We start from the raw sequence: 20,750 nt of genomic DNA on the forward strand, positions 1-20,750 counted from the left end.
TCGTGTTATTATTTTTTTAAATAGCAAGTGCTCGCTTTATACGAAAATGAATTTAAAAGTCTAAATAGCTTAATACAGAAAAGAGGGTTATGCGTATGAAAAAAGTAAGAATCTTACCGTTACAGGATGAAAATCCAATAGTAATGGAAAGAATAAAATACAGTATTGCTTTTTTATTCGCTCTTACACTAGTCGGACTAGCGCTAAATTTCAATACACTTGAAGAAATTTGGTATGGAAGTCTTAAAATTCTTATTTCTCCAGCTAATTTAGTAACGGACTATTTTAAACTCGCAAATGTTGGTGCTGCACTTATTAATGCAGCATTGATGATCATAAAAAGTTTATTCATTATCCGTTCAACGAAAGTTCCGCTATCTGGTCCATTATTTGCTGCCATTTTTACGATAGCAGGATTTTCTTTATTTGGTAAAAATTTGTTTAATTCTATTCCGATAATTTTAGGTGTATTATTGTATGCTAAACTGACACGTACACCCTTTAAAAATTATTTGTTATCTGCTTTATATGGGACTGCTTTAGGTCCATTAGTGAGTGAGGTAGCATTTAATAGCGGATTTTCATTTTTTACAGGAATTTTTTTAGGTTGTGTAGCAGGAGCCATAGTGGGTCTGATTTTACCTCCTCTATCACGTCATTTTGCTAGTTTTCACAAAGGGTTTAGTCTTTACAATATTGGATTTACGGCTGGAATTATTGGCATGGCTTTTATTGCATTTTTTAGAGCTTACGGAATAGAAGTGGATACGGTTCATTTAGTGTCAAGTGGTTATAACCAACCTTTATCCATTTATCTTTATAGTTTATTTATTTTATTATTCAGTGGCGGACTTTATTTTAATGGTGGTTCGTTTTCCGGATACGGCAGTTTTTTGAAAGAAGATGGAAAAGGCGGATCAGATTTTATAGAGCACTATGGTTTAGGATTGACTTTAATAAATATGGCTTTGCTAGGTTTTCTGACCACTACGTTGGTTTTAGTTGTAAGAGGAGAATTAAACGGCCCAGTTATTGGAGGAATATTTACAGTAGTTGGTTTTGGAGCTTTTGGAAAACACGTGAAAAATGTTTTTCCTATTCTTTTAGGAGTATTGCTCGGAGGTTGGTTAACATCAACTGAATTAACAAGTACTAGTTTTTTACTTACAGCATTATTCGGAACAACTTTAGCACCTGTTAGCGGGCACTACGGAGTAATCGCAGGAGTTTTAGCAGGCAGTTTGCATATGGTTATTGTAACAAATATAAGTTATTTACACGCGGGTATGAACCTTTATAACAATGGCTTTTCAGGAGGATTTACAGCGGCTATAATCGTTCCATTATTAGAAGTTGTTTTCTTCCATAAAAACAATCGGAAAAATAAAGAACTAATAAAGCCTATAATTAATATTGAACCTATTGAAGATATCAAAAAGACCAAGTAATAATCTAGATAATACAATGTAAGTAAATTAAACGTTTCAAACTGATGAACCATTATTAGTTTGAAGCGTTTATTTTTGATAGATTTTTTTGTCATTCTTAAAGATGAAATCATAGATTATAAAGAGTTTTTTAGTGTGATTTTCCTGGATATTAATTTTCACTTGATTTCCTTACAAAAGTAAAGTAAAATTTATAGGTCACTGAAAATTTAAGGAAATTCCTTATTTTTTAGGGTAGTTACTTTGGACGGGGCTACTTGAGACCTTTAATCTTATGATGGATCTGTTTTCTTAATTTTATTAAGGAAGCAAAAAAGGGAGGATTTATTATGACAAATCTTTATATAGGTATTGTATTGGTATTATTTATTGCTGTACTTATTGGATTCTGGCAATTACAAAAAAAACACATAAAATTTTCAACACGTGTTTTTATTGCTTTAGGATCAGGTGTTTTATTTGGAGCTATTTTACAAGTGATCTTTGGCTCTGGTAGTGAAGTAACAACGCAATCGATCGAATGGATCGATATTGTTGGATCTGGTTACGTTAAATTTCTACAAATGTTGATCATGCCATTGATTTTTGTATCCATTGTAGGAGCTTTTACAAAAATTGAAGGGTCTAAAAACCTTGGTAAAATCAGTTTTAACGTATTAGCAACATTGCTTGCTACAACAGCAGTAGCGGCCTTAATAGGGATAGCTAGTGTAATGGTGTTTAACTTAGACGGAGCAGAATTTAGTCAAGGTACTGCTGAAACTGCACGAATTGCAGAATTAAGTGAAAGAGAAGCACAAGTAGCAGATTTAAGTATTCCTGAACAAATTTTAGAATTTATTCCTGTTAATTTCTTTGCGGATCTATCTAATTCTCGCTCTACAAGTACAATCGCTGTTGTTATCTTTTCAGCTTTTGTCGGCATAGCGTACTTAGGTGTTCATAAAAAAGATCCAGAAGCTGGAGAATTTTTTGCTAAACTAATTAGAAGTTTATATGCTATTGTCATGCGTATTGTTACACTAGTATTGCGTTTAACACCATATGGAATTTTTGCATTGATGACTAAAGCATTAGCGACGAGTGATTTTAATGCATTGCTTAACCTAGGTGTATTTGTAATTGCTTCATATGCAGCAATTATTGTTATGTTCATCATTCATATGATTATTTTGATTGGTTTAAAAGTAAACCCTATTCAATACTTGAAAAAGACTTTTACAGTATTAAGTTTTGCATTTACTGCACGTTCTAGTGCGGGAGCATTACCTTTAAATATTGAAACACAAACAAAAGCATTAGGTGTGGATGAAGCTTCTGCGAATTTCTCTGGAACGTTCGGCTTGTCTATCGGACAAAACGGTTGTGCAGGTATTTATCCAGCAATGTTGGCAGCTATTGTAGCGCCAGCAGCCGGTATAGATGTTTTTAGTCCAGCGTATATTCTTACAATCATGGCTGTCGTTACAATTAGTTCATTTGGTGTTGCTGGTGTAGGTGGCGGAGCAACATTTGCTGCGTTAATTGTATTAGGATCATTAAACTTACCTGTAGCAATTGTCGGATTAGTTATTTCCGTAGAGCCTATTATCGATATGGGTCGTACTATGTTAAATGTAAATGACAGTATCATAGCTGGTATTGTTTCATCTAAACGATTAAAAACATTTGATGAAGCGATTTTCAACGATGACTCTGCAGTTGTAAAGTCTGATATCTAAATTCATAATAAACCAAAAAGCACCCAAGAATTCTATTGGGTGCTTTTTGGTTTGTTTTTATAATTTTTTACGTATTCCATGTATAAAGGCTTTCGTTTAGGTTTATTGATTAAACAGATGCCGAAGAAGAATCTATTTGACCAATAAAATAGATTTATTGATTAAATAAGCACCAAATAAGTTTCTGTTTGACTAATAAAGTAGGTTTATTGATTAAATGAGTATCAAAATAAGTTTTCATTTGACTAATAATACAAACCTATCGATCAAACTTGCCTAAACTATTTTTGATTCTAACGGAAGTTGTTCTATCAGGATGGTTAAGAAACTCAACAACTTCTGAGTTTCTACAAAGTACCATAGGAATACTAAGTTTTATTCCATTAGCTAAGCAAAAAAATATTTTGAACGACCAATACTATTCGACATAAAGTTACTTTTTAAAATTATTCGTATCTTAAGGCTTCTATTGGATCTAACTTTGCTGCTTTTCGAGCTGGGTAGATACCAAAGAATATCCCAACAGCAGTAGAGAAAAGGAGTACTAAAATAACAGAACCTAAAGTGATATTAGGTACAATATCTAAGGCGTTGGAAATACCATTTGCAAGAAGTATACCCAATACAAGTCCAATGATTCCGCCAATCAAAGTTAAGATGACGGCTTCCATTAAGAATTGGAAAAGAATTGTATTAGTTGTAGCACCTAAAGCTTTTCTTGTTCCGATTTCCCGCGTGCGTTCGGTCACGGATACCAGCATAATATTCATAACACCGATTCCGCCTACTAATAAAGCAATGGCTGCGACGGCAGCTATAAAGTTGACGAATAAACCTAATACAGAATCGACTTGATCTAAAGCTTGTAAAAAATTAGTTGCTGTATAGTAATCATCACCTACAAAGTCATGTCTGGTTTCTAATAAACGAACCATACGATTAGAGACAGATTCTATCGCGTCCTTATCCGTTACTTGAACCGTTAAACTATTGATAACAGCTACAGCAGGATTTAACTTTTCCATTGTTGTAAGGGGAAGTGCTAAGGATAAAGGCATTTGACTTAGGTCAAATGATCCTTGTAATTCTTGAAAGGTTCCCTCTACGATTCCTATGATTTTTAAGTTCAACACGTTTCCTGTATTTCCAATCAGCTGGATCGTTTCACCAATAACGTCTTGGCGGCCATTGAATAGAGCTGTAGCGGTATCTTCGCTGATTACAACGACTTCTTTTGCATCCTCATAATCATTTTGATTGAAATACCGACCAGCAACAATAGTGCTTTCCATTGACTGGTTTGTGTATTGCAAATCTGGTGTACCACTAAAGGCTAAAGCTGAACGGTTTTCAAAATCAGACCTCACAGTAGTATTCGCTGTATTATCTGGAGAGATACGTGTGATTTCTGGAATGGAACTTTTTAGAGCTTCAATATCTGCATCTGTAATTGTTGCATCAAAAGATGCTTCATCGCTGACGGACAACGAAATAGTAGATGCGCCAAAATCATTAAACGTTTTTGTGATCTCTGAAGTTGCACCATTTCCTACAGCTAGGATAGCGATAACAGCAGCAATTCCTATAATAATGCCTAACATCGTTAAAATAGAGCGTAATTTATTTGAAAAGATACTATCGACGGCCATTTTAAAATTTTCATGAATATTCATGCCGAAATTCCTTTCTACATTAATTTGTTCTGCTGCAGCTGATCGTTTACTAATGCGCCGTCTCTAAATGTAACAATTCGTTTAGTGTACAACGCTACTTCAGGCTCATGAGTGACCATCACGATGGTTGTTCCTTCAGCATTTAACTCTTGAAAAATACGCATGATATCAACAGTTGTTTTAGAATCAAGATTTCCAGTAGGTTCATCCGCCATCAAAACAGAAGGTTCATTTACGATTGCTCGAGCAATGGCAACACGTTGTTTTTGACCACCAGAAATTTCGTTTGGCTTATGCTTGACGCGATTGCTTAATCCAACTCGTTCTAAGGCCGCTAAAGCACGTTCTTTCCTTTCTTTCGGTTTTACGCCCGCATAGACTAAAGGCAACGCAACATTTTCTAAAACGGACATCCGAGGCATTAAATTAAAGGATTGAAAGACAAAACCAATTTCTTTGTTCCGAACTTTTGCACTTTCATTGTCGGTTAAATCGCTGACATTTTGTCCATTCAGTATATAAGTACCTGAATCAAAACGGTCTAATAAACCTATTATGTTCATTAAAGTTGATTTGCCAGATCCACTAGGACCCATTATTGCTGTAAATTCACCAGCCATTATTTCCAGAGAAATAGAGTCCAAAGCTACCAAAGTTTCCGAACCGGTTGTATAGGTCTTAACAATATCTTTAACCTGAATCATAGTAGAACTCCTTTCTAGTCAATGGTCACTTTGGTACCATCTTGAATTGTATCATCTGGTGATAACACAATGCTTTGATCTAAAGTCAATCCATCTGTTACTTCTACATGAGTAGTGGATTGAATACCTGTTTCTATTGTTGTAGCAATGGCTTGTCCATTCTCTACAACATAAACATAGGGTTTATTGTCTGCGTCGTACATTAAAGATTCTATGGGAATGGCCAAAACGTTTTCTGCGGTATTGGTTATGATATCAACATCAATATCGAAACCTACAAATAAATTCTCTGGTGGTGTATCAAAGGAAATAATAGATTTTAAAGTAGCAGCAGGTGTACCCGTTTGATTGGTTATGGTAGTAGCGATAGGATCAAGTTGAGAGACAGTTCCATTAAATACATCTTCTCCAGAAGTCAAAAGCGCAACTTGACCTTCTTTAACAAGTTGAGCATCTGATTTGCTGAGATCAACCACAACTTGTAGATTAGTCAAATTAGCTAGTGAAATAGCTGGATCGCCACTTTGACTGCTAAGATCTATTTGGTTGTCTCGTGCATTAACAGATGTAACGGTTCCGCTGAATTCAGCAGTTTGATTTGTTCCATCGCTATATGAAATGAGGACATCACCCTCCTCAACGGCATCGCCAACACTTACAGATACCTCTTGGACCATACCTTGGCCAAAGACAGACTGAGTTTGAGCAGATTCAATTAATCCAGTTGTGTTTAACCGTTCTTCAATTGATTCTTGTGTTACTTTTGCTGTTTGTACCTTTATCATTTCATCTGTCGTATTGGATTCTGTGACACTGTAAATAATAAATGCTAAGACCGCGATTGCTGCAACTATTCCAAGTCCTTTTTTCCAATTCATAGCAACTCGTCATCCCTTCAGTAGTGTGATTTGTATTGGTAACCTCTCGTTCATTTATAAGGATTATTATAAGGATTATTATTTTTATAGTCTAGACTAATGGCTTATATAAAAAAAGATGGTAAACCATTATTTTATAAAAATAATCCGACAACTGGTATAATAATGAAAAGTCCTAATGAGGTGTTGGATGATGAAGAGAGAACTGTTTGCAATTGGAGATGTTCATGGTCAAATTACACTGTTCCAACAAATGCTAACAAACTGGAATGAAGAAACACAGCAGTTGCTTTTGATTGGTGATTTAGGAGACCGGGGAGAGAACCCAAAAGACTGTTTCATATTGGCACAATCACTTGTAGAAAAAAAAGACGCCATTTACTTAAAAGGAAATCATGAAGACATGTTATTAGCTTTTTTGAAACATCCTGAACAGAACTATGATTTGTATTGTTTGAACGGTGGGATGAAAACTCTTGAAACTTTCTTGCATCCGGGGTTAGATGCGGAATATTCGCCTACAGAAATCGTGATGTTTTTAAATAGTCGATACCCTACCTTGCAACCATTCCTTGAGTCATTGCCTCTTTACTATGAATGGGGACGTTTTTTATTTGTTCATGCAGGAGTTGACTTATCAAAAAGTGACTGGCATCAAACATCTAGTGAAGATTATGTCTGGATTCGAGATGTATTTCATAAAGCGAAAAATACTACCGGAAAGATCATTGTATTTGGCCATACGATTACACCATTTTTATATGGAGACAATCAAACGACTGATTTATGGATAAAAGATAACAAAATAGGAATAGATGGAGGAGCTGTATACGGTGGTGCACTTCATGGGGTACTATTTAATGAAAAAGAATTAGTTAGAGATATCAAATTAGACAATAAAGGTTACGTCTGGGATGGATTGACATAACTGTAGACTAAACAAAATGGGGTTTAAAGGAGAGAGAAGATGATACTTTTTGAAAATGTTTCTAAAGAATATGAAAAAGGAAAACCCGTAGTATCAAATATAAATTTAGAAATAAAAGCTGGGGAATTTTTCGTGCTTATTGGACCCAGTGGTAGCGGGAAAACAACAACTTTAAAAATGATTAATCGATTGATTTCGTTAACGTCTGGTTTTATTCGGATAGAGGGCAAACCAATCAGCGACTATAATTTGCAAGAGCTACGATGGAATATCGGGTATGTCCTGCAGCAAATCGCTCTGTTTCCGAATATGACGGTTGAAGAAAACATTACACTTGTACCTGAAATGAAGAAATGGTCTAAAGAAGATATGCAAGAAAGAGTGACTGAACTTCTTTCGAGTGTTGATCTAGATCCAGATGTTTATCGAAAGCGTAAAACTTCTGAGCTTTCAGGCGGAGAGCAACAAAGAATTGGCGTTATCCGAGCGTTAGCAGCTAACCCTGATATCATTCTAATGGATGAACCCTTTAGTGCTTTAGATCCTATCAGTAAACGTAATTTACAAAAAGATGTGGCTAAGCTGCAAAAAAAATTGAATAAGACGATTGTTTTTGTAACACATGATATGCAAGAAGCATTGGCTTTAGGAGATCGCATCTGTTTAATGAATAACGGGAAAATAGAACAAATAGGAACGCCAGATGAGATTCGGAAACACCCCAAAAATGATTTTGTTCGGAACTTTTTACAGATGGGAATTAGTGAGTTGAAAGAGCCGCCAACAATTCAACATCTCATAGAAGCAGGACAAATAGAACTTGATGAAATTATTGAAGAGGCGAAGATCTATTTATCTCCTGAGGATACGATTGATGCATTGGTGGTCGCTTTAGCTAAAGAAGATTTTGTGATCATCAAAGAAACTAACGGCCAGAAGATAGGCAAGATTACAAAGCAACAACTGCTCAATTATTTGGCACAAGAAATCGATGTTGAACAAGAAAGAGTGGTGAACTAGTATGAATGAATTTATTGCCACTTTTCAAGAACGAAAAAGTGATTTATTAACAGCTTTGATTGAACATATGCAACTGTCATTTATTTCATTATTTATAGCGGTAATTATAGCAATTCCACTAGCTATTTACTTAACTAAGCATAAAAAATCAGCAACTGTTATGATCCAAATTACGTCTATTTTTCAAACCATTCCATCGCTAGCCCTTTTAGGATTAATGATTCCCTTAGTAGGAATAGGATCTGTACCCGCTATTATAGCGTTGGTTCTTTACGCTTTATTGCCTATTCTAAGAAATGCCTACACTGGAATAATGGAAGTAGATCCATCACTAATTGAAGCAGCAGATGCAATGGGAATGAATCGATGGAGAAAGCTCGCTAAAGTGCAGATTCCGCTTGCTATGCCCATCATCATGGCAGGAATTCGAAATGCAATGGTCTTGATCATTGGAACTGGGACTATTGCGGCTTTAATTGGAGCCGGTGGATTAGGAAGCCTTATTTTATTAGGAATCGATCGCGGAAATAACTACCTGATTTTATTAGGAGCGATCCCTGCTGCTTTATTAGCAATTTTCTTTGATTACCTTTTGAGCATATTTGAAAAAATCTCGTTTAAGAAAACAGTGACTACACTAGGCATACTTAGTATTCTTATTTTAGGGTTACTGGTTGCACCGCTTTTGATGAAAGACAAAGAGGAACTGGTTATTGCCGGGAAATTAGGTGCAGAACCCGAAATTATTATGAATATGTATAAATACTTGATTGAAGATGAAACAGATGTGGCTGTCACATTAGAGCCGAATATGGGGAAAACCACTTTTGTGTTCAATGCATTAGAATCAGGAGATATTGATATTTACACAGAATATACAGGAACAATTCTGGCAACATTTTTAAATGAAGAATTGACGTCAACAAATGAACAAGATGTTTACCAACAAGCTAGAGATGGTTTAGCAGATCAGTATAATATGACTTTATTGGAACCAATGGCATTTAATAATACCTATACGCTTGCGGTTACTTCAGAACTAGCAGAAGAATACCAGCTTGAAACCATTTCAGATTTGGTCCCAATTGCAGAAGAAATTAAAGCCGGTTTTACTTTAGAATTTTCTGATCGTCAAGATGGGTATCTAGGGATCCAAGATTTATATGGATTGAGTTTTGGAGAGGTTCAAACAATGGAACCAAAACTTCGCTATTCAGCAATTGAAACAGGAGATATCAATTTAGTAGATGCGTATTCAACGGATAGCGAACTTGCTCAATATGATCTAGTTGTTTTGGAAGATGATCGCGGATTATTTCCACCTTATCAAGGAGCTCCGTTACTATTGAACGAAACGCTAGAGGAGTTTCCGGAAATTGAAGACAGTTTAAATCAATTATCTGGAAAAATTACGGATGCAGAAATGCGTGAAATGAATTATGCTGTAAATGTAACTGGAGCTAGTGCAAGTGATGTCGCGCTAAAATATTTAACTGAAAAAGGCTTGCTAAAAGACTGAAAAGCTTTTACACGGGTAGGGTAAGAAGAGAAAGATAAAATATTTGTACAAGATGCAATAAAGGAGATTTTTATGAAAATTGGTGTGCTATCAGATCTACACATTGATACCAATAAGAAAAAATTAAATGGAACAGAAACGTTTGCGAACATTATTGTCAAACAAATTAACCACCAAAACATCGATGTCCTATTAATTGCTGGGGATATCAGTAGCGATTATTTAGTGTCTCAACAATTTATAGATGAAGTCACAGACAAAAGTGGTATTCCTATTTTATTTGTCCCAGGAAATCATGACTTTTGGTCATTAAGAAATGGAGAAACAGATACAAAAAAAATCTACCGGTTTTTTGAGAACCAACCAGATAGTTTATTGAACAAACCGTATATTTTGAATGACGAATGGGCAGTGGTTGGTAATGGCGGTTGGTATGATTATGGCTACGCGAATCAGGGGAAATACACTAAGTCAGAATTCGATGATATGAAATTGAGAGTTGGTGTATGGCAAGATAAACGTTATGTCCATTGGGGAGAAGGCAATAAACAAGTTGCCCAATGGATGTTAGATAAGTTAGAAGCTGATCTTCAATCTGTTGGAAACCGAAAAGTTATCTTGATGACTCATGTTGTTACTCATCCGAAATTTGTTGTGTCATTGCCACATAAAATATATGATTATTTTAATGCTTTTCTAGGAAGCTCTTCTTATGAAAAGCTGTATAAAAACTACCCAATTGTTTATAGTATTATGGGTCATGTCCATTTCAGAAAAACCTTAGTAGAGGACCAAGTGAATTATATTTGTGCTTGTTTGGGAGGCTCGAAACACTGGCTGACCAAAGATCCGGAAGCAGAAGTAGTAAATGCACTACTGACATTTCAATTGCCAGAAAGAACGAAGTAACTAAAAGTGAGCTAAGTATGCAAAAAGGTTAAACTCTTTTTGCATACTTTTTTGTTTAGTTAATAAATTACAGTTGTATTTAAGAGGAGTTTGGTTAGCCTCATATGTTTATGGTAAAATAGTTAAGTAAAGTGGAACGAGAGAGGAAGAAATACATGATGGAAACAAACGAATCAATTGTAATAGATTTATTAAAAAATGAATTAAAAAGCTACTCTAAAAAGCAGATAACAACAGTCTTAGATCTATTGGCTGAAGGGAATACAGTCCCATTTATAGCTCGATACCGGAAAGAAATGACCGATACGCTGGATGAAGTCCAAATACGCGAAATAGAAGAACGTCATCAATACTTAACAAATTTAGAAAAGCGTAAAAATGACGTTTTAAGAAGTATTGGAGAACAAGAAAAATTAACACCAGAACTTGAAGGTAAAATTAAAAAAGCGACAAAAATGCAGTTAGTGGAAGATTTGTATCGTCCATTCAAACAAAAACGACGTACAAAAGCCACGATAGCTAAAGAAAGTGGCTTAGAACCTCTAGCACAATGGTTGTTGTCATTTCCAACGACCGATGTACAAGTGGAAGCTGAAAAATACGTCAATGAAGAACACAAAATTGCTACAGGTGAAGAGGCATTAGCTGGAGCACACGAAATTATTGCTGAACGAATTGGGGATGAACCAACTTACAGAACTTGGATTCGGGAATACAGTTCTAAAAATGGGGCAATCAAAGCTAAAGTTAAAAATGCTGATAAAGATGAAAAAGGAACTTTTGAAATGTACTATGACTACAGCGAACCGTTGACAAAAGTTGCATCTCATCGTATTTTAGCGATGAATCGCGGAGAAAAAGAAGATATCTTAAAAGTTTCTTTTGATTTGAACGAACAAAAAATTCATGAGTATTTGGAAAAACAATTAATTGAGCAGTCTAATTCCACTGCGGTTCCTTTTATAAAAGCAGCTTTTGAAGATAGTTATAAACGGTTCATCGGACCATCTATTGAACGTGAGATCCGTGCAGAATTAACAGAAAAAGCTGGAGAACAAGCCATTCATATTTTTGGAGAAAATCTACGTAATTTATTACTACAAGCCCCACTAAAGGGTAAGATTGTTTTAGGATTAGATCCGGCTTACCGTACAGGTTGTAAACTCGCGGTTATTGATCCGACAGGGAAGGTGCTTGCGATTGATGTGATTTATCCACACAAACCAGCAGGTGCAGCTGCACGTGCTGAAGCCGCAGTTAAATTCAAAAAATTGATTGACTCGTATCAAGTTGAAATGATCGCAATTGGAAACGGAACAGCTAGCCGTGAATCTGAAACCTTTGTTTCGGAAAACTTAAAAGAAATGGAACGACAAGTTTTCTACGTGATTGTAAATGAAGCGGGTGCATCTGTTTACTCAGCAAGTAAGACAGCTCGTGAAGAGTTCCCTGATCTGCAAGTTGAGCAAAGAAGTGCGGTTAGCATTGCCCGCAGATTGCAAGATCCTTTAGCTGAACTTGTAAAAATTGACCCTAAATCAGTTGGTGTTGGTCAATACCAACATGATGTTTCTCAAAAACGCTTGGAAGAACGCTTGGATTTTGTTGTAGAAACGGCAGTTAACCAAGTGGGTGTAAATGTAAACACTGCAAGTACACCTTTATTGCAACACGTTGCTGGATTAAATAAAACAACAGCTACCAATGTTGTGGCTTACCGTGAAGACAATGGTCGCTTTGAAAGTCGTGCTCAATTGAAAAAAGTTGCTCGCTTAGGCCCTAAAGCTTATGAACAAGCTGTAGGATTCTTACGCATCATTGACGGAAAAAATGTCTTAGACAATACAGGTATTCATCCAGAAACCTATAAAGAGGCAAAACAAATTTTAGAATTAGCTGGATTAACTTTATCAGATGTTGGGAGTCTAGAAGCCAAGAAAGTTTTGGAGAAAATGGACGTAGCAGCATTGGCTGAGCAAGTTGGTTTAGGTAAAGAAACTGTAAAAGATATGCTACAGGCATTGTCAAAACCTGGCCGTGACTTAAGAGATGAAATGTCAGCTCCGTTATTGCGTACAGATGTTTTAAGCATGGAAGATTTAATACCGGGTATGGAATTAGAAGGAACGGTTAGAAATGTGGTTGATTTTGGAGCATTTGTAGATGTCGGAGTCAAACAAGATGGAATGGTTCATATTTCTAAATTAAGCAAAGGCTACATTCAACATCCAACAAATGTTGTTTCTGTAGGCGATGTTGTGACGGTTTGGGTTGATAGTGTGGATCTGAAAAAAGGTCGAATCGCCTTAACAATGTTGAAACCAAAAGAATAAGTGATATATTTTAGCATAAATATTCGTATATAGAGAAGAGGCTGGGATTTTTTCCCATCCTCTTTTTTCGTAACGGCTTTTAGTTGTGAGACAACGTATAAACTTGTAAAATAAACCATAAGTAAACAGATTAGGAAGCAAAATGAAAATTGGAAAAGGAAGAGTAAGTTATGAATCAAGCGGAACTACAAACCTTAGTGGAAAAGACCTCACATGATTTTTTTGGGTTACCTTTTCAACATGAAGCAGTATTTAATCCTCGTTTGCGCACAACTGGAGGACGCTATCATCTAAAATCCCATAATCTAGATTTTAATCTAAGGATTTTAGAAGCTTTTGGATTGGAAGAATTTTTAGGAGTGATCAAGCATGAATTATGCCATTACCATTTGCATTTATCAGATGCTGGTTTTCAACACAAAGACAAAGAATTCAAACAATTGTTAACAGCTGTTGGTGGATCAAGATTTGTAAAATCGTTAAGCAAACCTCAGGCAGTAAAGAAAAAACTACTTTACAAATGCCAAGGATGTTCTCAAGTGATTTACCGACAGCGCAAAGTTAATACACAGAAATATGTTTGTGGTCAATGTAGAGGTAAATTAGTGTATATTGAGATTCAATAGGAAACGAGCGGACCTTAGGAGGGAAGAGAATGAATCAAGAGCAAGCGATCCAGCAAAAATTAACGGCTATTTTTCCAATGTACGAAAGTCCAATGCAAAAACAACGAGCAATTAAGCAAACGGAAGACTTGTTTCGTACGTTAACTGGCAGATTGGCTGAACCTAAAATGAATGGCCTAAAGATAAATGGCCCCAGTAGGACTAAGACTGACTTTACTACAGAAAGACCTGTCTTGGTCGATCAAAATGGAAAAGTTTCTCCACTTTGGAAAATAGTATTAGACTATGAAATGACTTGGTTGGAAAATAAATTAACGACTGTTTCAGTAGTTGATTATGGGGCAATCGGAGATGGTAAATTAGATTGTACAAAAGCTTTTAAAAAAGCACTTTCCTCCGGGTATAGACGTGTCCTCGTACCACCAGGCAAATATGTCGTTAGAGGAATTGAGCTCCCTTCTTGTACAGAATTGATTGGAAGTGGCATAGACGAAACTGTTCTCATTTTGCATAAAGATGCTCCTAAAAAAACACGATTGATCACAAATAAACACTATTTAAATGGAAATCATCACATTCGTATTGAAGGAATGAGTTTAGACTGGAACGTTGCAAGATTGAAGGGGCATGAAAAAACAGCTAGTGGTGGGACATTTTCCAGTGGCATTACCTTAGCTCACGTTAAGTATGCACTCGTTCGTAATGTGAAAATCAGTGACCCAGGACTGCATGGCATTGATGTCACATCTCCAGTATACAATTATCTTGGAGATGGTCTTAGAGCAAGAGGTGGTAGTGAGTATATCTGGATAGACCAAATTGAAGCCAGTGGTTTTGGCGATGATGGGATAACGACTCACCATAGTGATTATATATTCATCTCTAACTCTTATGCTCATCATCCTAGTGGTCGTGCTCATAAAAAGGGCTATTCAAACTCAAATGGAATTGAGATCGATGACGGTTCACAACATGTCACCTTGACGAATAACCATACGGCTTTTTGTTTTGGAGGAGTCGAAATAAAAGCACATGAAACAAGCTCTGCAGCCTCCGATACCCAAATCATTGGCCATTTTTCGGACCACGATAACCGCTCATACAATTTTAGACACATTGGTCACCACCAAGCAGAAGAGTCGTATTCTATGTCAGCATTTGGTATACGGGCAACCTTTCTTGCAGCTTGCTACCCTCAAGTGACAAAGTTGTATACAGCCTCGACTCCAAGAGCGCTAGTAGTATCAGCTTATCAAAAAGTAGCGATCCATCATTTTTTCACAATAACAAAACTTGAAAATCGTTTAGATAAAATTGCTTTATCTGTTCAATACCGTGCAGGAGAAGTAGCCATCAAAGAAATTCGATTAAAAAATTATGAAGGAGCTAAAAAACCTATTCGTCTCGGGAAAGAAACTGGACGGGTATATATAGATGATGGAAATGAATGAGATAAAATGTTGAAACCATCTTTTTTTTCAAGCTTTTATGGTATGATAAAAAGGAAAAAATGAGAGTTAGGGGAAGAGTAATGAATACGATATATCCAGATGACAGTTGGGCATTACACACTGATCTATACCAAATAAATATGATGAAAACGTATTGGGAACTCGGAAAAGCAGATTCACATGCGGTTTTTGAATCCTATTTTAGAAGCAACCCTTTTAATAGTGGGTATGCTATTTTTGCTGGCTTAGAACGCATTGTACAGTACATTCAAAAATTAAAGTTTACATCAAGTGACATTGATTACTTAAGAAGTTTAAACACATACCCAGAAGGATTTTTAGATTATTTAAAAGATTTTAAATTCAAAGGAACAATTCGTTCGATGGTTGAAGGAGAAGTTGTTTTTGCAGGTGAACCGCTTATTCAAGTAGAAGGTCCTTTAGCAGATTGCCAACTAGTTGAAACAGCTATTTTAAATGTTTTGAATTATCAGACCTTGATTGCAACCAAAGCATCTAATATCAAATCAATTGTAAAAGATGAGCCTGTTTTAGAATTTGGTACACGAAGAGCACAGGAAATGGATGCGGCTATTTGGGGAACAAGAGCTGCTTTTATTGGAGGGTGCGACGCTACCAGCAATACACGTGCAGGCAAAATATTTGATATACCGGTGAGCGGAACACATGCACATTCATTAGTACAAGTTTACCGGAATGATTATGATGCATTCATAGCGTATGCTACGACACACAAAGATTGCGTTTTTCTCGTTGATACTTATGACACATTGAAATCGGGTGTGCCAAATGCTATACGAGTTGCAAGAGAACTTGGTGACAAAATCAACTTTTTAGGTGTGCGTATTGATAGTGGAGACATGGCATACATTTCAAAAAAAGTACGTCAACAACTTGATGATGCTGGATTTACTGAAGCAAAAATATATGCCTCAAATGATTTAGATGAAAAAACAATTTTAAATTTAAAAATGCAAGGTGCACGGATCGATGTTTGGGGTGTAGGAACCAAACTGATTACTGCTTATGATCAACCTGCTCTGGGAGCTGTTTACAAATTGGTTTCCATTGAAGATGAACAAGGCAATATGGTGGATACATTGAAACTTTCCAGTAATGCTGAAAAAGTTTCAACTCCTGGTAAAAAACAAGTATGGCGTATCACTAAGAATGATGATGGGAAGTCAGAAGGCGATTACATCACTCTTTGGGAAGAAAGACCCGATCAAAAGGAAGAATTGTTCATGTTCCATCCGGTACACACATATATTAATAAAACAGTAACGAATTTTAGTGCTAGACCTCTGCTGAAAGAAATTTTTGTAGATGGAAAATTAGTATATGATTTGCCAAAATTAACGGAAATTAAAACGTATGCTGAAGTCAGTCTAGGAATGCTTTGGGAAGAGTACAAACGCAGCTTGAATCCGGAAGCTTACCCAGTAGATTTATCTCAATCAGCGTATCATCATAAAATTAAGTCCATTGAAAAAGCACGTGATGACGTGAATAAAATGTCGAAAAAACCAATTATCTAACAGTAAAATAGTAAAAAAAAGAATCAGTTAATGATTCTTTTTTTGAAATTAGAAATATTAGAGCCGTAAAAAGAACTATGCTATACTACGTTTAACGATTAATCAAAGAGGAGAGGCTACAGTTATGTCAGATTTGAAAAACCAAATTATTGAGGAAATGCGTGTTCGTCCATCTATTGATCCAAAGGTTGAAGTGCGAAAAAGTGTGGATTTTCTAAAAGACTATTTGAAGAAACAGTCATTTTTAAAAACGCTAGTATTAGGTATTAGTGGAGGACAAGATTCTACATTAGTTGGGAAATTAAGCCAGTTGGCTATGACAGAATTGCGCGAAGAGACTGGAGACAATGATTATCAATTTATTGCTGTACGTCTTCCTTATGGCGAACAAGCAGACGAAAAAGATGCTATGGATGCAATAGCTTTTATTGAAGCGGATAAAGTAGTTAAAGTGAATGTAAAGCCTGGAGTAGATGCAACAGTAAAAACACTAGAAGATAGTGGGACATCTGTGAGTGATTTTGTAAAAGGAAATATCAAAGCTCGTCAACGTATGATTATTCAATATGCGATAGCTGGAAGTCATAATGGGACAGTAGTAGGTACGGATCATTCTGCGGAATCGGTTACTGGCTTTTTCACAAAATTTGGAGATGGCGGTACCGATATTAATCCTATCTTTAGATTAAACAAGCGTCAGGGAAAAGCTTTATTAGAAGAACTAGGGGCGCCTGAACATCTATACAAAAAAATCCCAACTGCTGATTTAGAAGAAAATAAACCTTCTTTACCAGATGAGAAAGCTTTGGGTGTCACTTACGATCAAATTGATGATTACTTAGAGGGTAAAGATGTGCCAGAAGAAGCAGCGCAAAAAATTGAAAATTGGTACGTGAAAACAGAACATAAACGTCATCTTCCAATCACTATTTTTGATGATTTTTGGAAATAAAAAAGAACCAGGAATATATGGAGATAGGAGACACTTAAAGGCTGGGAAATTTATTCCAGCTTTTTTCTGTTACAGACAACCATTATTCATTTATGACTGTTCAAAAATTAGATAAAGAGGTGAAAGTAGTGGAAATGGAAAAATTGTCACTTGTGGTTCCTTGTTACAATGAGGAGCAAACAATCCCCCTTTTTTTTGCTGCAGTTGAAAAAATCCGGCCAACCTTAGCAAATATAAGTATTGAATATATTTTTGTTAACGACGGTTCGAAAGACCAGACATTAACTGTGTTGAGAAAAATGGCATTAAAATACCCCGATGCTATCCGATATTTATCCTTTTCGCGAAATTTTGGAAAAGAAGCTGCATTATTTGCAGGACTGGAGCATGCTACGGGAGATTACGTAGCAGTAATGGATGTTGATTTGCAAGATCCTCCGGAACTATTGCCTCAGATGCTTAATCTTATACGTCAGGAAAAATATGATTGTGTAGGAACTAGAAGGGTAAGTCGAAAAGGTGAGCCGGCTATCCGGTCATTTTTAGCCAAAGAATTTTATCGGCTCATGAACCGCATTTCAGCGGTTGAATTTGTGGATGGAGCGCGTGATTACAGATTAATGACTCGTCAAATGGTCGAGGCCATTCTTTCCATGACGGAAGTTAACCGTTTTTCAAAAGGGATTTTTAGCTGGGTAGGATTTGATACAACTTATTTAGAGTATGAAAATAAAGAGCGTGCTGCCGGAAAAACGTCTTGGTCACTATGGTCCTTATTTAAATATTCGTTGGATGCAATTGTTGATTTTTCCGATATTCCATTGGCAATAGCTTCTTTTGTAGGATTATTTTCCTTTTTTATTGCCCTGTTCTTTATGGTCGTGATTGTTATCCGAACGGTTTTATTTGATGACCCAACAGCCGGCTGGCCTTCTTTAGTTACCATTATATTGGCTATTGGTGGATTGCAGCTATTTTGTTTAGGAATAGTAGGCAAATATTTAGGAAAAACCTATTTGGAATCAAAGAAAAGACCCATCTACATTTTGAAAGAAACCGACAAAAATAAAAAAAATTAACGACAAATCAAGAATTTTTTAGTGAAGGTGTATGAAATGAGAAAACTAAAAGGAAAACAAATGAGTTCGTCTACGTACCGCTATCCAACTGTTTTTAAAGAGTGTTTGAATACGGTCTTACTAGGTTTGATTGCTTCATTTATAGGAAATTTCTTATTGCAATTTTTTCAAAATCAATACAGTTTTTCTTTAGCCGTAAAATTTGCCTTTCAATGGCATACAGAGATGTTTTTAATAGGGGTATTTTTGCTGTTTACTATCTACTTATGGATAACAGCCATAGGTGGTTCGCGTTGGTTGAGTACCCTTACTCTGACAGTTGCGGTAGTCGCAACAGGTATAACGACACAACAAAAAATGGCTTTACGTGGCGAGCCTTTGTATCCATCTGACTTGACCATGATTCAAGAGTTGCCTTTTTTGATCCAAATGATCGATAGCAAGCTGCTTTTAGTCATCAGTATTTTTCTAATCAGTGCCATCATACTAAGCATATCTATTTTTATTAAGCATAAAAAGAGGTCAAAAACCTTTATTGATTCTAAACAAAAAAAATGGAATTGGTTTGTACGAGGCGTCACATTCATTGTGACAAGCGCTATTCTTTTTTATAGTCTAGGGTTTAATCAGCCGAGTAATTTGGTGAAAGCTGCTTATGACCGACATGCTTACTGGATTCCTTACAGTCAGCAAATGAATTATTACAACAATGGTTTCATAGGTGGATTTTTATATAACCTGGGTGTAGAAGCTATGACCAAACCAACAGGGTATTCAGAAGAACAAATAATAAAAATTGTTCAAGAATATGAAGAAAAAGCAGTTAAAGTAAATCAGACAAGATTAGCATCACTAAAAGACGTAAATATTATTTATGTCATGAATGAAAGTTTTTCAGATCCCACAGCTCTTGAAGGAGTTACCGTTTCAAAAGACCCGATTCCGAAGCTACGAGCATTAAAGGACACTTCCTTAAGTGGAACGATGTTATCTCAAGGTTATGGAGGTGGAACAGCTAATATCGAATTCGAAGCCTTAACGGGCTTGTCAATGGAGCCGATGACTGCTAGTTTAACAACTCCTTATACGCAATTGGTTTCTAGGATGAACGAGTTGCCATCAGTTGTTTCTTATCTGAATCAGCAGGGTCATGCCACAACGGCTATTCATCCGTATGATACAACGATGTATAAACGAAATGAAGTTTACCAAAAATTAGGGTTTAAAACGTTTTTGACGGAAACAACTATGGAGTTTGTGGGTAAAAAAGATCGGAATCCGTATATTTCAGATGAATCCGCTTATCAAGAAGTCTTGCAACAAATGAAAACAACACAAGAGCCTGATTTTATCCATCTGGTTACGATGCAGAACCATATGGTTTACAGCGGTAAATACCCTAATACAAACTATTCTGCTCAAGGGACAGGAAATGCTAGAGAAGCAGCCAATTACCTACAAGATCTAGCATATAGTGATGATGCATTAAATGAATTTTTAGAAACAATAGGTCAATCAACTGAAAAAACGATCGTTGTTTTTTGGGGAGACCACCTGCCAAGTTTTTATAATGAGACTGTAGTCGAAACGAATGGACGTTTAAAAATGCACCAAACGCCATTGCTCATCTATTCTAATTTTGCTGAAAACTACGATACAATGGGAACCATTAGTCCTATTTATTACATGAATCATATTTTAGACATTGCAAATGCTCAAGTTACTCCTTACCATGCTTTTTTAATGGAGTTGGAAGAGGCCTTGCCTGCTTTTGAAAAAGGGACATACCTTGAACGTGATTCAACAGTTGTAGCTGCAAAACGAGGAGACCTTTCAAAAAACACACAAGAGTTGTTAAAGATATACGATATGATTCAATACGATGTTACGGTAGGTGAAAATTATAGTAAAGCACATGATTTTTTTGAAGATTAAGTGCTTTACTTTTTT

At 36.0% G+C, this 20,750-nt stretch carries 16 protein-coding genes; 13 read left to right on the forward strand and 3 right to left on the reverse strand.

What is annotated here, in order from left to right:
- Positions 1–95 precede the first annotated feature (95 nt).
- Together CAR_RS01705 and CAR_RS01710 are read left to right on the forward strand one after the other, a co-directional pair.
- A complete protein-coding gene (locus CAR_RS01705; RefSeq protein ID WP_041556075.1) occupies positions 96–1,448 on the forward strand; it encodes a DUF1576 domain-containing protein in 1,353 nt (450 codons plus the stop codon).
- 329 nt (positions 1,449–1,777) lie between these two features.
- On the forward strand, positions 1,778–3,169 hold the full coding sequence (locus CAR_RS01710; protein ID WP_013709999.1) for an L-cystine transporter: 1,392 nt from the start codon (positions 1,778–1,780) through the stop codon (positions 3,167–3,169).
- A 446-nt stretch (positions 3,170–3,615) separates the two neighbouring features.
- On the opposite strand, the gene CAR_RS01715 is transcribed toward CAR_RS01710, so the two are convergent.
- From CAR_RS01715 to CAR_RS01725, 3 genes are read right to left on the reverse strand one after another with little or no spacing between them, the layout of a single operon-like run.
- Positions 3,616–4,842: an ABC transporter permease gene (locus tag CAR_RS01715; RefSeq protein WP_013710001.1), complete on the reverse strand. Its 1,227-nt coding sequence runs from the start codon at positions 4,840–4,842 to the stop codon at positions 3,616–3,618.
- A gap of 14 nt (positions 4,843–4,856) precedes the next feature.
- Entirely contained in the window at positions 4,857–5,546 is a 690-nt protein-coding gene (locus CAR_RS01720) for an ABC transporter ATP-binding protein (RefSeq protein WP_013710002.1), read from the reverse strand.
- A gap of 14 nt (positions 5,547–5,560) precedes the next feature.
- Positions 5,561–6,424, reverse strand: coding sequence for an efflux RND transporter periplasmic adaptor subunit (locus tag CAR_RS01725; RefSeq protein ID WP_013710003.1), 864 nt, complete (start codon positions 6,422–6,424; stop codon positions 5,561–5,563).
- A 193-nt stretch (positions 6,425–6,617) separates the two neighbouring features.
- On the opposite strand from CAR_RS01725, the gene CAR_RS01730 reads away from it, so the two are divergent.
- From CAR_RS01730 to CAR_RS01780, 11 genes are all read left to right on the forward strand, one after another.
- Positions 6,618–7,352, forward strand: coding sequence for a metallophosphoesterase (locus tag CAR_RS01730; protein WP_041556762.1), 735 nt, complete (start codon positions 6,618–6,620; stop codon positions 7,350–7,352).
- Between the two features lie 39 nt (positions 7,353–7,391).
- Entirely contained in the window at positions 7,392–8,372 is a 981-nt protein-coding gene (locus tag CAR_RS01735) for an ABC transporter ATP-binding protein (RefSeq protein ID WP_013710005.1), read from the forward strand.
- Between the two features lies 1 nt (position 8,373).
- The gene (locus CAR_RS01740; protein WP_013710006.1) at positions 8,374–9,891 is read left to right on the forward strand and encodes an ABC transporter permease/substrate-binding protein; all 1,518 of its coding nucleotides are present in this window, start codon (positions 8,374–8,376) and stop codon (positions 9,889–9,891) included.
- Positions 9,892–9,963: 72 nt separating this feature from the next.
- Entirely contained in the window at positions 9,964–10,800 is an 837-nt protein-coding gene (locus CAR_RS01745; protein ID WP_013710007.1) for a metallophosphoesterase, read from the forward strand.
- A 155-nt stretch (positions 10,801–10,955) separates the two neighbouring features.
- Positions 10,956–13,133, forward strand: coding sequence for a Tex family protein (locus CAR_RS01750; RefSeq protein WP_013710008.1), 2,178 nt, complete (start codon positions 10,956–10,958; stop codon positions 13,131–13,133).
- 170 nt (positions 13,134–13,303) lie between these two features.
- Positions 13,304–13,759 carry a SprT family protein gene (locus CAR_RS01755; protein ID WP_013710009.1) on the forward strand — a complete coding sequence of 152 codons (456 nt, stop codon included), beginning with the start codon at positions 13,304–13,306 and terminating at the stop codon, positions 13,757–13,759.
- Positions 13,760–13,788: 29 nt separating this feature from the next.
- Positions 13,789–15,210 carry a glycosyl hydrolase family 28-related protein gene (locus CAR_RS01760; protein WP_013710010.1) on the forward strand — a complete coding sequence of 474 codons (1,422 nt, stop codon included), beginning with the start codon at positions 13,789–13,791 and terminating at the stop codon, positions 15,208–15,210.
- Between the two features lie 80 nt (positions 15,211–15,290).
- Complete coding sequence (locus tag CAR_RS01765; protein WP_041556076.1) at positions 15,291–16,769, forward strand: nicotinate phosphoribosyltransferase; 1,479 nt, start codon at positions 15,291–15,293, stop codon at positions 16,767–16,769.
- A 124-nt stretch (positions 16,770–16,893) separates the two neighbouring features.
- Positions 16,894–17,721 (forward strand): ammonia-dependent NAD(+) synthetase, encoded by an 828-nt coding sequence (nadE, locus tag CAR_RS01770; protein WP_013710012.1) that lies wholly within the window; start codon positions 16,894–16,896, stop codon positions 17,719–17,721.
- A 134-nt stretch (positions 17,722–17,855) separates the two neighbouring features.
- Complete coding sequence (locus CAR_RS01775; protein ID WP_041556764.1) at positions 17,856–18,800, forward strand: glycosyltransferase family 2 protein; 945 nt, start codon at positions 17,856–17,858, stop codon at positions 18,798–18,800.
- Positions 18,801–18,836: 36 nt separating this feature from the next.
- Positions 18,837–20,735, forward strand: coding sequence for an LTA synthase family protein (locus CAR_RS01780; protein WP_052303127.1), 1,899 nt, complete (start codon positions 18,837–18,839; stop codon positions 20,733–20,735).
- Positions 20,736–20,750: the final 15 nt, after the last annotated feature.

It is taken from the genome of Carnobacterium sp. 17-4 (assembly GCF_000195575.1).
In the GTDB taxonomy this organism is placed as follows: Bacteria; Bacillota; Bacilli; order Lactobacillales; family Carnobacteriaceae; genus Carnobacterium_B.

Excerpts from the sequence above, each read along its gene's own strand:
- CAR_RS01705 (WP_041556075.1), top strand. The coding sequence starts at position 96 with ATGAAAAAAGTAAGAATCTTACCGTTACAGGATGAAAATCCAATAGTA.
- CAR_RS01710 (WP_013709999.1), top strand. The coding sequence starts at position 1,778 with ATGACAAATCTTTATATAGGTATTGTATTGGTATTATTTATTGCTGTA.
- CAR_RS01715 (WP_013710001.1), bottom strand. The coding sequence starts at position 4,842 with ATGAATATTCATGAAAATTTTAAAATGGCCGTCGATAGTATCTTTTCA.
- CAR_RS01720 (WP_013710002.1), bottom strand. The coding sequence starts at position 5,546 with ATGATTCAGGTTAAAGATATTGTTAAGACCTATACAACCGGTTCGGAA.
- CAR_RS01725 (WP_013710003.1), bottom strand. The coding sequence starts at position 6,424 with ATGAATTGGAAAAAAGGACTTGGAATAGTTGCAGCAATCGCGGTCTTA.
- CAR_RS01730 (WP_041556762.1), top strand. The coding sequence starts at position 6,618 with ATGAAGAGAGAACTGTTTGCAATTGGAGATGTTCATGGTCAAATTACA.
- CAR_RS01735 (WP_013710005.1), top strand. The coding sequence starts at position 7,392 with ATGATACTTTTTGAAAATGTTTCTAAAGAATATGAAAAAGGAAAACCC.
- CAR_RS01740 (WP_013710006.1), top strand. The coding sequence starts at position 8,374 with ATGAATGAATTTATTGCCACTTTTCAAGAACGAAAAAGTGATTTATTA.
- CAR_RS01745 (WP_013710007.1), top strand. The coding sequence starts at position 9,964 with ATGAAAATTGGTGTGCTATCAGATCTACACATTGATACCAATAAGAAA.
- CAR_RS01750 (WP_013710008.1), top strand. The coding sequence starts at position 10,956 with ATGATGGAAACAAACGAATCAATTGTAATAGATTTATTAAAAAATGAA.
- CAR_RS01755 (WP_013710009.1), top strand. The coding sequence starts at position 13,304 with ATGAATCAAGCGGAACTACAAACCTTAGTGGAAAAGACCTCACATGAT.
- CAR_RS01760 (WP_013710010.1), top strand. The coding sequence starts at position 13,789 with ATGAATCAAGAGCAAGCGATCCAGCAAAAATTAACGGCTATTTTTCCA.
- CAR_RS01765 (WP_041556076.1), top strand. The coding sequence starts at position 15,291 with ATGAATACGATATATCCAGATGACAGTTGGGCATTACACACTGATCTA.
- nadE (WP_013710012.1), top strand. The coding sequence starts at position 16,894 with ATGTCAGATTTGAAAAACCAAATTATTGAGGAAATGCGTGTTCGTCCA.
- CAR_RS01775 (WP_041556764.1), top strand. The coding sequence starts at position 17,856 with ATGGAAAAATTGTCACTTGTGGTTCCTTGTTACAATGAGGAGCAAACA.
- CAR_RS01780 (WP_052303127.1), top strand. The coding sequence starts at position 18,837 with ATGAGAAAACTAAAAGGAAAACAAATGAGTTCGTCTACGTACCGCTAT.